Genomic DNA, 15,664 nt, shown 5'->3' with positions numbered 1-15,664 from the left:
GAAATAAGGGGCTCTTCATAATGAATCGGTTCAAATTAATGTGTATCACTTTCACAACGAGTCTTTTATTGGTTTATTTTGTGGCACAACCTGCCAAGGCCAATGATCGCGTTCCCAAAGTGCTTTACTTAACCTTTGACGACGGGCCCGGTTTTATTTATACCCCCAAAATACTTGATATCCTGCAGCGAGAACATGCGAAAGCAACGTTCTTTGTTATTGGTAATCGAGTGTTGGAACTGCCTGGAATTATAAAAAGGATGTCCAACGAAGGACATGAAATCGGGAACCATGGATTTATTCACCCATCTTTTGAATTTCCGAATCAAGAAACTCAACCTACAGTATCAGACATCATAAAGACAGATAAGATCATCGAAAAAATATGTCACAAGAAGCCATTGTACTACAGACCTCCTGGAGGAGTGATTAATGAGTCAGAAATCAAGCACATTTTAGCTCACGGACACCGCATAGCGCTGTGGACAGTTGACTCTGAAGACTGGAAAACAGCTTCATCACAGAAAATCTATGACAATGTAACACAGCATGCTCGACCTAACTCCATTGTGCTGTTCCATGACGGCGTTTCTAATAGTCGTTATACAATCCAGGCATTGCCGAACATCATTCACTATTATCGAAGCAAAGGTTATGTATTTTCCACCTTACCAATCACCTCAAAGAAATTGCCCGGCATTCTGTATCAAGCTTCAAAGCGGACTCAGAAAGCATGAATTTACAGAAATACTTACTTCCATTCGGAAATAACTACATCCATTTGGAAACACCTACGTCCCTTCGGAAATACCTACTGCGTTCATGGCTTCTGTTCAATCATTTAAATCATTTCAATCACGGCATTAACCAAAGCAGCACATGGCCCCGCGAAAGCTGTGACCAGCAAGCTGCTGGCGAGGCTGACCGGCTGAGGACTGGCTGGCCGGCTGGCTGACCGGTTGGCTAAAATAAGAGCCCCAAAAGAGCTTATTCGGATTTAGAGAGTTCCTCTTATAAAATAGACTCCCCAGAAGAGCTTAATCCCTCAAATTCACCCCAAAACAGACCTCTGGGTGCCACTTAAGCTCCTCGCAGGAGCTTATTCAAGCGCTTCAGAACAGAAAACGGCAAATAAGCTCCTATGGGAGACAGTCTATTAACAGGAGCTGTAAGGCTCCTGTTTTCCTTCGTTAGGGAATTTTTTCAAAGGAATTGGATGCAAATGGTATAATTTTGATTGTCAGTAACAGAAATCGTGGGATTTCCACTGTCAATCCCTCCATTTTTTACTCTCGCTTTCTTCTAAGAGCAGACGGGGGCCTCTAACGGTTTACAACGTTCCACCAGGGTCTTTACCATGACTTTGACGTTGACGACCATGGACGTAATTTTGACGTCAATTCGCAATTTCTTTCGGCCACGGGTTCGCGGTCTTTCGAGCCCGTGGTGGCGTTTCATCTCGTTATTGGTGCGCTCAATTTCGTACCGAGCTCGTAACGCCTCTTGCCCTTGCGCGCTCGCATTATACTTCTTTGCCTCTTGCAGCAGTGCCCAATAGTCACTTACAAATACAGTGCGACCTTTGGCATGGTCGGTACACTGCCCACGTAGAGAACATTGTCCACAAACTTGTTCGGCAAATCCATATTGCGAACCCTTAGATTTCTTAATGTGAGTCCTGCGAACCGATCTCTGCCCTTCAGGACACACGACCACGTCATCTTCCGGTAAATATGTGAAGTCCTCCGTTCGAAATGCCTTGCCAGAAGGGTTGGTGACTTTAGCCAATGGTGCGGTCAGATGAATGTGTAACCCGTTGACAAGTTTATCGCGATTCTCCCCGCTTCCGTAAGCTGCGTCTGCCACCACTTCCTTGGGGCGTTTGTCGAACTGCTCCACGACCGTCTTCACCACGTTTTCCAGTGTAACCCCATCCGCTTCATTACCAGGGATCGGCTCTGCATTGAGGACTAAGTGAGAGCTTGCAGATTCCACTACTTGCGTCTTGTCACCCAGAAACGCCAGCTTCTTGGATTTGTGCCCTATACGTACCTCTGGGTCATGGGCACTGACTACGCGGTCGGCGGGTTTCTCCTTTTGACCCAGTTCAGCGTATTGAAAGCCTCTATTCTGTGGTCCACTGCTGTCAGATGAACCGGATGAGTCCTCATCCTGTTCCTTTGAGTCCACATTTTCACGCAAAATGCGCAGCATCACCTCGCATTGTTGCTCTGCCGTCTCCTGTTCACTGGGGTCTTCCCATTTTGTAACCCCCTCGTCAGCCTCTGTGCGTTTCATCCATGCCACCAATCCAAACCCTAAAACGCATAGGTTACTGAAGGCGAGATTCCTTTCAGTCCCCCGAACATCACGTTTGAGCTTGCGGAAGAACACCCCCACATCCATGTCTGCTTTCAGTTGTGCATAATGTGCTGGGCTCCTACGTTTCAGGTGACGTACAAGCTTTTGGGCAGCCTGTTGAATAAGCTCGTATGTACTTGGCGCGGCAACATTGGCATAGGTGTGGAACGCATCCACCAACCAACGGTCATCGTCTTGGCCCCACATACCGTGGTTTAGGGCTTGAGCAAGGATGTTCATATGACAGGCATGAAATATGTCCGCCCCAAGTCGACTCCTGTCTAATGCAATTGTGCTATGGTCAAATTTGGCGAGCGAAACCGGAACACCCAAGAATCGCTTGATAAAGATGTCACCGACGATCTTTAATTCCATCTCTCGGTCGGAAATATTGTAGTATCGCTGTATGAGATGGATTTTCAGTTTCAACGACGGGGCGTAGGGGTGCTGGCCGAGCGGCGAGTACAAAGGAGCACACAGCTTATTTGCGAAGGAAAAGTCAATGTGTTTCGCCACCATATCCCAGAATGGGTGAGGTGGTATCGCCGAGTACACCATTAGGTCTTCGAAGGAAGCCTGCTCAAAGTTCTTGTACTTAACCCCGCTCATATCTCCAACTCCCGCTTGTTTTTTGATAATTCAATTATACACGAAAACAAGCGAATTATGGATAAATATCAAGATATAACGAGTTAAATTCAAAAATTGGAGACTCTTATCCTATCTAGTTCATCGACAGTCTCTATGGAATCTCTATATAGTTGCCGTTACCCCCGAAAATTGCGGTCACCCACGCCAAAATACCCCTAATGGGTATTTTTGGCGTGGCCGGGGTTCCGAAGCTTGTCACAGGATCGCTAGTAGACTAATGGTATAGGCAGGTTCATCGGTTCAATATAATGATAAACAGGATAATCCTGTTTATCTTCCACATTTGACACAGACAATCAGTTTGTAAATCACCTGTTGAACAGCTACCTCCCTATCTGTCACTTGATTTATCACATGACCGAGTACGTATACCAATTATTTGCATATAACAGCAATCTTGAAAGCTCATGCCCGTAGTCTCAGGCACCTCTGGACGATGCCGAAGCGATACTCCACAGGACATGCTCGAAAAAGACGCAGGAGAGACATTCGTACGAGCGGCTCTAATTATGGGTGTTATCTCCATTTCTGAGGAGTGGGACTTTATATTCTCCAGTGCGTTTACATAGCGAAAATTGTAATATAAAGTATAGAATGGACTGCAATCATTACAACAAAACCCAAATAGTTCTATTGGAGGTTAGTAAATGGATACGTCTCCTCAGCAACCAATTGAAGACCAGGCGAAATCTAGTTGGTTTTCTCTCATTTCCAGCCCAAGTGAGTTCTTCAGAACCAGGCGAACGCGGGTCCCGTGGGTGTTGCCTTTAATCATCGTCTCCGTTGTTACCGGAATCATGGCTATCGCTGAGTTACCGACGCTCATGCATTCTGCGGTGTTCCAACAGACTCTGCAGCAGGCCAGTGCCAAAGCGCCAGGCGCTGCAGCCCTGGTGAAGTCAATCACTGAAGGCGGACTTGTAATAGCCGGTTTTATTGGTCCATGGATTTCTGTTTTACTAGGCGGTCTGATTCTGTGGGTCCTGACGAAATTATTTGGTATGAATCTTAGTTATCGCAATACATTGGGTATTCTCTCCAACGCACATATCATCGCAGCCCTTGAAGCCGTCGTGACAGGGATTGTGATAGTTTCTACTGGAACCATGACAAAGGGATTTCTCTCCCTGAACATGTTAGTCCAGGCCAGCCCCACCAGTCATACGGGAGCCTTATTAAGTGCTCTGTCCATCTTCTGGCTGTGGATGCTGTATATCACCATTGCGGGTGTTGCAGAAGTCACAGGCTCAAGCAAAGGGAAGGCATCGGGTCCGGTTCTTATTGTCACGATTTTAGGTCTTATCCTCATATATTTGCGCGTTAAGTAGAAGACCGTGAGATGGAGAGGAGACTGACAATGCAAGCAGAAGCTCGTCAGGACAGACGGAGCGGCCTGAAACGGTACGGCTGGATAATTGTAGTCGCTGGTATTGCAATTGCTACCGGCGCCTATATCTTGGTGCATCATAACACGACAACCAAGGGCCTGTCCGTCCATACGACAACCGTCAAAAACGGAACAATAACGCAGCAAGTATTCTCCACAGGTTCTGTTGCTTCTTCATCCACTGCGGCGGTCTATCCCGTTGCGGGAATCTCCGGCAGGCCTTCCATTCATGTATCTCTCGGTCAGCACGTGAGCAAGGGGCAGACGCTTGTCACCTATCCGGATACAACACTAAAAGACAAAGTGGATACTGCTCAATCTGTACTAAACGCCCAAAGCGCAATTCTGAGTAATGCCAAAAAACTCCGCGACAATGCCGACAAAGCCGGGGCGTCACATACCTCCTCAGCATACATTCAGCTGGAACAGGCGGTTCAAGGAGATGAAATTCAGTATCAAAACGCGTTGTCGAGTCTAAAACAAGCGAAGGACAACGTACAACAAGCGACGCTAAAAAGCCCTATTTCCGGAACCGTTATAGAAGTGTCCTCCAGCGATACCGGGTCTGCCGGCGGAAACGGATCGTCGGGTGCTTTAGTTAAAGTATTGAACTTAAAGCGCCTCGAAGTGGATGCATCTCTGTCCCAAGCCAATGCAGCGCTCATTTCTAAAGGAGAGCAAGTAAAAATAACGTCTACGGCTTTCCCAGGAAAGTCCTGGAGCGGCAAAGTGAAAATCGTCTCTCCTGTTGCAACGGTTAACAGCGGCGGCTCTGCTAATGTGAACGTGAAGGTATCCGTCCCAAGCAAATTTCCCGTGCACCCCGGTTTCAATGTAAATCTGACCATTAACGCCAAAACCGTCTCAGGTCTAACGATTCCATATTCTGCGTTAGTTGAGAACGGGAATGGAAGTCAGGTCTGGGTTGACAAGAGCGGAAAAGCCAAACTCGTCAACATTAAGCTTGGCGTCACGGGAAACAAGGCTGCACAGGTGACGGATGGCTTGTCGGCGGGAGAGAAAGTCATTGTGAATCCGCCCAGCGGCCTGGTCACAGGTCAGGATGTGTCTGCAAAATGATTTTGTTGGAGGACATCTCAAAATCCTACCAAATGGGGCAAAACAGCTTTGATGCCTTAAAGCATATTGATTTGTCTATCAAAGCCGGTGAATTCGTTGCTATTCTTGGTCCCTCTGGTTCAGGCAAGACAACGCTTATGAATATTATTGGTTGTTTGGATGTGCCAACAACCGGTCGGTATGTCTTGGACGGCCAAGAGGTCAATGCACTTTCCAATACTAGTGCCGCCGAGACACGCAACAGGCACATCGGATTCATCTTTCAGAACTTCTATCTTTTACCGCGTATGAGCTCCGTGCGAAACGTAGAGCTCCCGATGGTATACGCGAATGTACCACGGGCTGAGCGGAGACAGCGGGCAGAGCAACTGCTGGACAGAATGGGGCTTGCTGACCGTATTCATCACCGCCCCACAGAACTGTCCGGCGGCCAGCGGCAGCGCGTGGCTATCGCCCGGGCACTGGCAAACAATCCGCCCGTCCTGTTGGCGGATGAACCAACGGGATCGCTGGACTCTGTCACCAGTGGTCAAATCCTGCAAACAATGGTGGAAGTGAATCAAGCGGGTACGACCGTCGTTCTGATAACGCACGACACGCAGGTTGCCTCCTACGCACAGCGAATTGTGAGAATGCGAGACGGGACCATAGAAGACGACACAGGGGGGCAGGCAGATGTTTAACATAGAGCTGTGGAGAAGTGCATTTGACTCATTGCTTGTCAATAAACTCCGTTCTGTCCTTACAATGATTGGGATTATCGTAGGCGTCGGCTCTATCATCACGATTGTGGCAATTGGACAGGGTGGAAAAAGCGCGATTTTAAATGAGATTCAAAGTGCCAATCCGCAAGACACAGTTGAAATCATTCCAAAGAGCCTGTTATCGGCGCAAGGTCAAGCGAATCCAAGTCAAATTCGGTCGTTTAGCCCCTCGGACTTCCAGCTGGTGCGCGGATTTTCAGGGGTGAAGGACGTCTACACCACACCTCAAACCAGCGACACGCTTTCATACGCCGGTAAACGAGAGAGTATTACCGTGACAGCCGGGCCAAGTTACTTACCATCTTTAGACAAGTTTAAAATTTCCGCGGGAAGAATGTATTTGCCGATGGACAATACAGCACATCGCCACGTAGCGGTCTTATCGACACAAGTTGCCAAAGACTTGTTTAACAAAAACAAGCCGCAAGACGCTGTTGGACACTTTGTGTCGTTGCAAGGACAATTATTGCAGGTAATTGGTATTTCGAAATCGACCAACTCTTCCCCCTTGGCAAATCTTGTTCCGAACAAGAATGTCTATGTTCCCACGTCCACGTTCTCAGATTTGTATCCTGGAAAACCGATTTATACCATGGACATTCGAACCCAAACGGGGCAAAATAAGAAAGCAATCTCCGCACGTGTGATTGCAGTCCTGAATGCAAAATACCATTCGAACGCATTTACGGACGCCTCCAGCTACATTACCAGCGTTACAAATTTGATTGGAAAAGTCACGACTACAATTACGGTCATTATAGGTGCGATTGCAGGTATCGCCCTGCTTGTAGGCGGCATTGGCGTGATGAATATCATGCTGGTATCCGTCACCGAGCGAACCCGGGAAATTGGCATACGTATGTCTCTCGGTGCCACTCGAACCACCATTTTATGGCAATTTTTGGTTGAAGCAATGGTTTTAACAACCCTGGGCGGCGGCATCGGTATTGTCTTAGGTTGGCTCACTGCTGTCATTGTCTCAGCTTCCTTTCACCTCTCTGCGCTTGTGTCTTGGCAGTCTGTTGTCGGCAGTTTTCTGTTCTCTGCAATCATTGGCATCATTTGCGGGCTGTATCCCGCGAGTCGTGCTTCGCGCCTCAATCCAATTGAGTCTCTTCGATATGAATAAGTTGTTATGAATAAGTCGTTACACATTGTCTTGAACGTTATTTCATCGTTGCTGTAACAAAATTGATGTTTCAATCGTCTGATAATGTGGGAGTTGTTTTGGACTTTCCCAAACCCTTTCAACATGAGCTCTATCACACTACTTTTCGATCCGGAGTGGCTGCTATGTACCTGCGTTCGAGACGGCAAAAATTCCCTGTAACGGCTTGGTTGATACCGTTGTTCATTGTGTTAATTGTGTTTGCGGCACTGTATGTTGATTTCCGCCAACAACACCGCAGCTTTATGGTGTTTGGACAATCTATAGATGCGCATAACATTCGGCAGTTGCTGGTTCAACCGAAGCCCAACAACCCTACCAATACAAAACCAAACATCTACTTTATTACCGCTCACAACAAGATTGTAAAAGTATTGGAAGCCTTGGCGTCTGCACAGCCAACTGCAGTCAAGCTTAAACAGAGCGAAGAAAAAGTTATTGGCAACCTCTATATAGAGTTCAAATCAAAGTCCTGGCACTTGCGTCTTTTGCAGGCTTCTCTTCCCAATCAGCTCTATCTACAATATAATGGGAGATTGTTTAAGGCATCTTCATCACCGGTCTTGAGTGCAATTAAACAAAAGTCATAACCAGCCGTAACAAGCGACTCTGGTGGAATGTGAGGGACAGATTTGAGTTCATTGACAACGTGGGCCTCACGCTGTGCACGTTTCGGACGGCGCCACGGTTTTTTTCTGTTGATAACAATCGTGCTGGTCGTCCTGTCTTACCCAGCATGGATACATACAGGCGTGCCTGGAACTGATGATTTATCTAACCTGAATATACCGCAGAGACAACTATTAAAGTGGTTCTACGACAATGGCCGCTGGCCGCTGTGGAATCCTTTTAACTTTGGCGGACAACCCTTATTGGCAGCTGGGCAATCAGGACCGTTGTATTTGCCCAATATTGTCTTTGTGCTGTTTCCAATCGTCTTTGCGACGAAACTCTCATACGTGCTTCATGAAATTCTTCTAGCTGTAGGTATGTACGCTTTGTCCTGGCACGTGTCACGGCATCGCGTTGCAGCGGTCCTCGGGGCTGTATGTTTTGCCGACAGCGGCTTTCTGGTCGGTCATCAGATTCATACGCAGATGTTCGATGCGATGAGCTGGTTACCGCTTATTTTTCTACTGTTTCTGCGCCTGCATGAGCGCTTCACAAGGCGAAGATTTGTCTTCCTCGGTCTGGCGTTCGCTATGGAAGTCTTTGCAGGCCATCCTCAAATTACGTTTTACACCGCATTGTTCGTGGTTCTGTATGCGGCGCTGATGTGGCTTTGGAGTCCAAGTTTTCAAGCACTGAAACGTTGGTTTTTTACTTTGACGGCCTTTGCATTGGGTGGTCTGTTGGCTTCCGCTCAGTTAATTCCTACCCTTCAACTCGTAAGCTATTCGGATAGAGCAGATGTAAGTAAGAGTTTTCTGTTGCTCGGGTCTTTGCCATGGTCCGGGCTGCTCCAACTGCTGCTCCCGTTTGCTGCTGGAGGCGGATATACCAGCCAGCCTTTTACAGTGAACCATTTCGAAACCCTGTACTACATACCCAACTTTTGGGAATTTCTCTCATACGCCGGGATTGTCTTTTTGATTGCCGCCATCGCCACAGCATGTTGGAAATTTATTAAAGACCGGACGGTAAGGACCCTAGCTGTCATTGGGGTGTTCACATTGCTTCTGGCACTTGGTTCCAACACCGTGTTTTCTCACATCCTGACTGACGTTCCGGTTTTCAATCTCTTTCGCGTACCCGCGCGGTATGTAGGATTAACCGACTTCTCGTTAGCGATTTTAGCTGCAATCGGATTTGCACAACTGCTTCAGGCAAGCTCACAGCGAACTCTTCGTGTTCTCATTACCTCAACAGTGTCAGTGCTGATTGTTGTGCTGCTCGGTGTGCGGTGGATAGGTCCGTATGTAAAGATGACTCCCGCCGGCTTCTGGGTGCCTCTAACCCTGCTGGTACTGCTCCTGCTTATCATCGTTGTGAGCTTTGCCGTCCCAGACCGCGCCAAATCGTGGCTGGGCTACGGATTAGCGGTGATTGCAGTGGTCGATCTCGTTTCTCAGACCTACTCCATGTCCCAATTTGTCGAGTGGGAACAGGGCCACTTTCGGCAGCCGACGCCTTTGCAAAAGTTCATTTCCACTCATTTGTCCGGCCCCTACCCCTTTTCGCGGGTTGCCTCACTGGGAACCAACTCGCTGATGCTGGACCGGTCGGCAATCAATCGCATCCCCTCTATCAACGGCTATGATTCTCTCGTGGCCGACTGGTATGTACGAGATGTTAATCTCACGTGGCGGGACCGCACGTTCCTCTCTGAACCACGGCAGTTCATTAATGCTTTGGGTGTGGAGTACATCGTAACAGGCGCTGACGCCGGAGGTCTTACCTCTAGCAGTCAGGGGGTGGCAAAGTGGATGCACTGGTTGCCGCGACTGAAAAATACGTCCTCACTTCGCATTGTGATGGGTGCACATCATACAGTCATTGATGCCTACGCACCACTGTTCTCTGTCACGCTGCAAAGCGGTTCGCATTACTATACTGAGCAAATTTCTGGGTGGCCGGCACCCTCGTACGTGATCCCTATTCCAAAGACTTGGCCAAAAACTGCAGCCACGAAAGTGACGATTACAAGTCAAAGTTGGCAAGGAACATTCAATGTCAAGACCGTCCAGCTGTTTACCAGCCATGGAACCGTTAGCTATAACGTGAATCGGACCTTCGGCGCCCGTGTCTGGAAGAAGGTAGCCGACTTTAATGGGGTTACTGTTTGGAAGAATCCAAACCCGCTGTATGCAGCCTGGGTCACCTCTCCCAACGACCCTTTGCATCCAGACTATGGAACTGCCAAACTGAAAGCGTGGACTCCGAACCAACAAAGCTGGACCGTAAACGCAGGGCACAGCGGAGAGTTCGTTCTTTCGCAAACCTATGACCCAAACTGGGAAGCGACGGTTGACGGCAAAAAGACACCTGTAACCCGGATATCCTCAATGCTGACGGCGGTTCACGTTTCCCGCGGCAAGCACGTCATCACTCTGAACTACAAGCCCCGCTCGTTTCAAGCGGGGCTCGGCATCAGTTTGATTACACTGCTGTTTTCAGTCATCCTTCTTCTCGATGGCAGCTCTGTCCGAAACATGGTTTCATTTAAGAACAAATCGACACCCCGAAGAAACTAGTTCAAACGCTCAAGTCGTCTTTCAAAGCCTGTCGGGTTTACGACAGGCTCTTCGGCCATTTTCCCAGCACAACCTGCACATGCATGGTTTTTCCATGTCTGAGGAGCGTGACTGTGACTTTGCTGCCAACGCTGTAATCGCTGATGGCAGCTGTCAAGCTGGCAACACTTGTGACAGGCTTGCCATTGATTTGTGTAATCACATCGCCGTCACCTTTAATCTTCTTTGTGGTCCCCGTGTCTCCACGAATTCCTGCTTTCGCTGCCGGACCACCTTTCTTAACACTAATCACCAACACGCCCTCGCTGACAGGCAACTGATACTTCTGTTGAATGACCGGGTCAATTGGAAGGGCAGAAATGCCCAGATACGGATGCTGAATTGTCTTTCCGGCAACAAGTTTTGGCATCACGGAACGAAAGCGATCGATGGGAATTGCGAACCCAATTCCAACAGAACCTTCGATTGGACTCTCAATCGCTGTATTGATGCCAACGACTTGGCCCTTGCTGTTCAACAGTGGACCGCCTGAATTGCCAGGGTTCAGAACTGCATCTGTTTGCACCAGACCGCTCATAACACGCCCGCTTTTAGTGGGCATGGAGCGGTTTAAGCCGCTCACAATGCCAGAACTGACCGATCCCGTTAAAGCAAAGGGATTACCAATGGCCACGACGGTCTGTCCAGGCACCAAATGCTTGGCAGAGCCTAGCGGAAGAGGTTTTTTCCCGACTAATTCTGCCACTCTGACAACCGCTAAGTCATCGAGCGGATCCGTACCCACAACAGAGCCCTTGTAGGTATGCCCACCTGTTGTCACTTGAACCGTTGGCTGCCCTGCTACGACGTGATTGTTTGTGACAATGTCTCCTTTTGTATCGACGAGAAATCCGGTTCCGATATCTGCCTGAGACCCATTCTTCGAGTTGGGTGGAATCGAAGTAATGGTTACAATACTCGGAAGAGATGCTTTGTAGACTCTGGTAACCACGTTCGAGGATACCCCGCCAGCAGGCAATTGCCCCCCAGCGTTTTGAGAGTTGTCCTGCGTAGCATTCGCAGGCGCCGGAGCTGTTTGTACTGACTGTGGGCGGATCCACATCCCGCTGAATACTCCGGCTATGTATAGAACTACACCGACAACGACAACAACGACCCATAACTGACTGCGCCGTCGGCCGCTGCTCCAATTGTCAAAATCATCGTTCCATCTGGATGCCAACCGAACCCCTCCTTGGATTCATGATACCGCAACCGTCCAGGCTCTGAAAGCTTGGATTTGTACTGCTAGACGTCAGCTAATGCGGCTTGACTTCAATAACTCCAGTTCTGTAGCAAACTGTTGGTATAACTCCCGCCACATTCTCAAATCTGAATCAACGCCGCCCTTTGAGTCCCCGGACTCAGATTTTGACATGCTCTGCTGAATCATCGCGACAGCACTTTGGCACAGGCTTTCGGATTCAATTCTGAACCCCTTACGCAACTTGTCCTCTGCCTGTCTTTGGAAAGACTGTATTTTTTCCTGAAGCAAAGGTTGAACTAACTCTTCAGCCTGTTGCAGTGCAGCCTGATTTCCTCCCCCTTCAAAAAACTGCTTTGCTGACCTGTAGTGACGGAGCACCGGAGTAAATGTATCAATTGACACTTGCGCCTCGTTGATTGGCATTTCACTGTCCCTCATAGTATATTCAGTGTCCAGAAGTTCACTACGTTCTATTTGACAGCTGTATAACAACTGGCCAACCTTGTCTCTCAGTTCAGCATGAGCTCGCATCAAGGATGATTGAAAGCGAAGCCAGAGGGTTCTCGACTCGATATCCAACTGCATTGCGATAGATGTAGCCAACTCAGCCGCGGCGTCCTGCAATTGAATTTTTGCTTTTGCTTCCTGACGAAACCTGCCGGGATAAAATGCCTCCCGAAACAACTGAGAAAACTTTAATCGAATGCGCTGCGCTGCGTGGAAACCAAGCTCGTTCCAATCTGATGTTTCCACAACTTCCTCTGACAACTGTCCATTGTTGAGGGCAGATATAAGGTCGCTCAGCTGCACAACAGATTCATTGCGCATCTCACGCAGCCGCGACCTCTCTTCATCTGTGGCCGATTGTCTTTTTTCAAGTAAATCGATGTGCTCTGAAATGTGTCCTAGTGTATCGGCAAAGATCCTTTGAACACTGTCAAGCAGACTACTGTAGACGTGTTCCTTCGCAAACTGCTCTACTTGCGTCTCCAGCCCTGCAAACCCAGACAGTGCAAAGACTTCATCTGCATCTGGTAACGAATCTGTGTCATTCAAACCGATGCGCTTTCGAACCACTGCCTCCATCTGTTCACTCAGTGCGCCTGCTTGCCACTGTTTTGCTGCCAGGGCCAACTGACTGGAAACAGGGATAACGACGGGATGGGGCAATCCAAGCTTGGTCAACTCATCCCGCACACGTGCCAGGACATCTTCTTTTTCTGCTTCGGATGAGGCCAAATCGACGGCGTTTACTGCGACAATGAGCTTGTTTTCGCCGAGAACATCCTGTACACCTGCCAGTTGTTGCAAGAAATTCTTGTCTGCCCGGGAAAACGCATGGGTATAATACAACACAAAGATAACCACATCGGCTTCCTGAATGTACCGAAACGCGACGTCCGTATGTCTGCGGTGTATGGAATCGACCCCTGGTGTATCAACGAGTACGAGTCCTTCCTCTAATACGGGCGCAGCAAAGGACAGTGCAACACTGTCAACAAACCCTGCAATATGCTCATCGGCCGTATAGCGCTGAAGCTGGTCCCATTCATCCTGCCAAGTGTGACCCAAACGGTCCCGCATGTCTGCAAAACCCCGTGCAAAGCTCTTTAGGAAGGAGACGTATTTCCTCTGCGCAGGTGAAAACTTCGGCAGTTTCATAGCTGTCGCCGCCTGTTGGGCTTCTGTGAGAGGTGCCGGTGCTTTGTGTAACTGTGTCATTGCGGCATCGACGTCCCGCTGCACCTGCTCTTCTGTTTTGGCGGTGATTTCTATGCCGGGCACGCTTCCATACTGAACCTGTGAGATACTGGCTGTTGTCGGATTGGGAGACACTGACAGTACATTGTCTCCAACAAGGGCATTGATTAAGGACGACTTTCCTGCCGAAAATGCTCCAAAGACGGCAACGAGTTTTTGATTGTTGTCAAGACGCTGCTGTAAGCGCAGCAACGGTCTGTCCCAGTGTGAACTGTGAGGCAACTCCTGGAGACGGTTGACGGCCGTAGTTACGCTAGTTTGCAATTCTTCAATAGACATTGACTTCATGGATGTTTTCACCTTTCAAAGCAACGGCTTATTGGCTTAGGACATAACTCATGTACTGTTCCTTGTCTCTTTCCATATCTTCGTTCAAACGAATCATGTCAGCAAGTGCTGATTGAATCTCCTTCAAACGCTCCAAGGCTTGTCTTTCACCAGACAACTCCATAGTGTGATGTTCCTCGGTAACTTCTCTGACCTTCTCAAGGATTCGCTTGACCTGCCTCGAACATTGAGCCCTGATTGCGGAAGCTACATCTGCAACATACTGGTGAGAGTAGCTGTCGGACACCAGCGCTCCCTCTTCCACTAACCTGCTGCACAATTCCTCAGTCACCGACAACTCCATATGGGAAATTTCGTCTTCGATTTCGGTGAACAGCCATTTCTGCTCTGCAAGCATCTGGCGAAGTTCACTTTGCGTCGGCCAAAGCAAAAACTGCGTTGACTTCGAGCGCAAGTCTTCGACAAAGCGTTGCAGCCTGGTCTGACGTTCGTCCCTCGTTTTCTCCTCTTTTCGTATCCATCCAACATGAAACCCCGGTTTCATGCTTTCAATGAAGGCCTTGCCCTTTCCCGTGGTCTCGTAAGGTGCAATTTGAGCCGAATCAATGCTTCTCAACATCTTTTCAGAGATGGTGTCATGAACGTGGTGCAATTGCTCTGCGGCCTTCTCCAAGTATCGTCTGTTCTCGTCGACTCGCCGCGTTATATCGGCAAATTCCTGCTTGATGTCTGCAACTGTGTCAAGTTGAAATCCTGCCAACTGTTCGACACGCTCAGATTCTTTCTGCCAGTCTGCTTGAAAGAGCCACCTCACATGCTCATCTACCACTTCTTCGACTCGAAGCATCAGCATATCGGTGCGTGCAGGAATGGGTTGAGTGCTGCCATGAGCTTCCAATGCGTCCTCTGGTTGCTGTGCTTCTTCCGTGCCCTCGTTCACCTGCGGTATCGCAAGCTCCAACAGCCACTGGGACAAACTGTCTAACTGATTGTATGGACTATCTGTATTGGCGGTGAAAAAGAGCTTATCATATTCAATTCCCCAGTCATCAAGGGTTGTCACAACACGTTGCCGGAAATCTTCAAACGGTAGTTCAAAATCCAAATGCTTGTCAATCTGGTTGACGACGATAGCCAGTCGTTTCTGACCTTCACCAAACTGTTGAGCCAATTCCAGATTTTCTTCGGCCTCAACATGTTGATAATCCATGACAAGCACAATTGCATCGGCTAAGTGCAGTGCTTTCTCCGTTGCTTCCTGATGAGCATCGTCCGTCGAGTCCACTCCCGGGGTATCCAGTAACACCACATTCGAATTCCTGTCGGAAAGCCTCACTTGGGTGGCCTCGGCAGTTGTCGGCACTGCCCCCGTCTTCAAATCACTGCCACAGAGTGTATTTAACAAACTTGATTTTCCTGCAGAAAACAATCCGACAAAAGCTGCATACGCGCTGCCCTCATCTGTTTGGGCGCGGTCTATGAGATCCCTCAACTTGTTTGCCGCAGCACTGTCTCCTGAGTCTTGAAAGGATTTGGCAAGCTGGGAAATCTGCGTTAGAAACACCTTGTCTTCTGTCTGCATCAAATTTGTAGGCATCGATAGCGCTCCTTCTATAAAGTGCTTGTTCAAGCTTACCTGTCACAGGCCTGTAAAGGCAAATGAACAGTAACAGATGAACACTGTCAAATAAAGGTGTCCGACGGAGTCGTTACACGTTAGACGCAGACAGTGTTAAAATAGGGGTTGCTGAAGGAGGTCTATTC

General features: G+C 48.6%; 11 protein-coding genes. 7 read left to right on the top strand and 4 right to left on the bottom strand.

Annotated elements, in window-relative coordinates:
* The first annotated feature begins 20 nt into the window (after positions 1-20).
* On the top strand, positions 21-737 hold the full coding sequence (locus GI364_RS07445; protein WP_198853003.1) for a polysaccharide deacetylase family protein: 717 nt from the start codon (positions 21-23) through the stop codon (positions 735-737).
* Positions 738-1,302: 565 nt separating this feature from the next.
* On the opposite strand, the gene GI364_RS07440 is transcribed toward GI364_RS07445, so the two are convergent.
* On the bottom strand, positions 1,303-2,970 hold the full coding sequence (locus GI364_RS07440; protein WP_198853002.1) for a transposase: 1,668 nt from the start codon (positions 2,968-2,970) through the stop codon (positions 1,303-1,305).
* A 689-nt stretch (positions 2,971-3,659) separates the two neighbouring features.
* Here GI364_RS07440 and GI364_RS07435 point away from each other — a divergent pair.
* From GI364_RS07435 to GI364_RS07410, 6 genes are all read left to right on the top strand, one after another.
* The gene (locus GI364_RS07435) at positions 3,660-4,340 is read left to right on the top strand and encodes a YIP1 family protein (protein WP_198853001.1); all 681 of its coding nucleotides are present in this window, start codon (positions 3,660-3,662) and stop codon (positions 4,338-4,340) included.
* A 29-nt stretch (positions 4,341-4,369) separates the two neighbouring features.
* Positions 4,370-5,479: an efflux RND transporter periplasmic adaptor subunit gene (locus tag GI364_RS07430; protein WP_198853000.1), complete on the top strand. Its 1,110-nt coding sequence runs from the start codon at positions 4,370-4,372 to the stop codon at positions 5,477-5,479.
* On the top strand, positions 5,476-6,162 hold the full coding sequence (locus GI364_RS07425) for an ABC transporter ATP-binding protein (RefSeq protein WP_198852999.1): 687 nt from the start codon (positions 5,476-5,478) through the stop codon (positions 6,160-6,162). The genes GI364_RS07430 and GI364_RS07425 overlap by 4 nt, the downstream gene beginning before the upstream one ends.
* Positions 6,155-7,372 (top strand): ABC transporter permease, encoded by a 1,218-nt coding sequence (locus GI364_RS07420; protein WP_198852998.1) that lies wholly within the window; start codon positions 6,155-6,157, stop codon positions 7,370-7,372. Before GI364_RS07425 ends, GI364_RS07420 begins: the two co-directional genes overlap by 8 nt.
* A 164-nt stretch (positions 7,373-7,536) precedes the next feature.
* Positions 7,537-8,001 carry a hypothetical protein gene (locus GI364_RS07415; RefSeq protein WP_198852997.1) on the top strand — a complete coding sequence of 155 codons (465 nt, stop codon included), beginning with the start codon at positions 7,537-7,539 and terminating at the stop codon, positions 7,999-8,001.
* A 42-nt stretch (positions 8,002-8,043) separates the two neighbouring features.
* On the top strand, positions 8,044-10,605 hold the full coding sequence (locus tag GI364_RS07410; RefSeq protein WP_198852996.1) for a YfhO family protein: 2,562 nt from the start codon (positions 8,044-8,046) through the stop codon (positions 10,603-10,605).
* Positions 10,606-10,642: 37 nt separating this feature from the next.
* Here GI364_RS07410 and GI364_RS07405 read toward each other — a convergent pair whose 3' ends face one another.
* The 3 genes from GI364_RS07405 to GI364_RS07395 form a co-directional block, all read right to left on the bottom strand.
* On the bottom strand, positions 10,643-11,827 hold the full coding sequence (locus tag GI364_RS07405) for a S1C family serine protease (RefSeq protein WP_198852995.1): 1,185 nt from the start codon (positions 11,825-11,827) through the stop codon (positions 10,643-10,645).
* A gap of 72 nt (positions 11,828-11,899) precedes the next feature.
* A complete protein-coding gene (locus GI364_RS07400) occupies positions 11,900-13,900 on the bottom strand; it encodes a dynamin family protein (RefSeq protein WP_198852994.1) in 2,001 nt (666 codons plus the stop codon).
* A gap of 28 nt (positions 13,901-13,928) precedes the next feature.
* On the bottom strand, positions 13,929-15,497 hold the full coding sequence (locus tag GI364_RS07395; RefSeq protein WP_198852993.1) for a dynamin family protein: 1,569 nt from the start codon (positions 15,495-15,497) through the stop codon (positions 13,929-13,931).
* Between the last annotated feature and the right edge of the window lie 167 nt (positions 15,498-15,664).

The organism is Alicyclobacillus sp. SO9 (assembly GCF_016406125.1).
GTDB lineage: Bacteria > Bacillota > Bacilli > Alicyclobacillales > Alicyclobacillaceae > SO9.
Note: the sequence above shows the minus strand (reverse complement) of the source record. Positions and strands in the feature narration are given on the sequence as shown.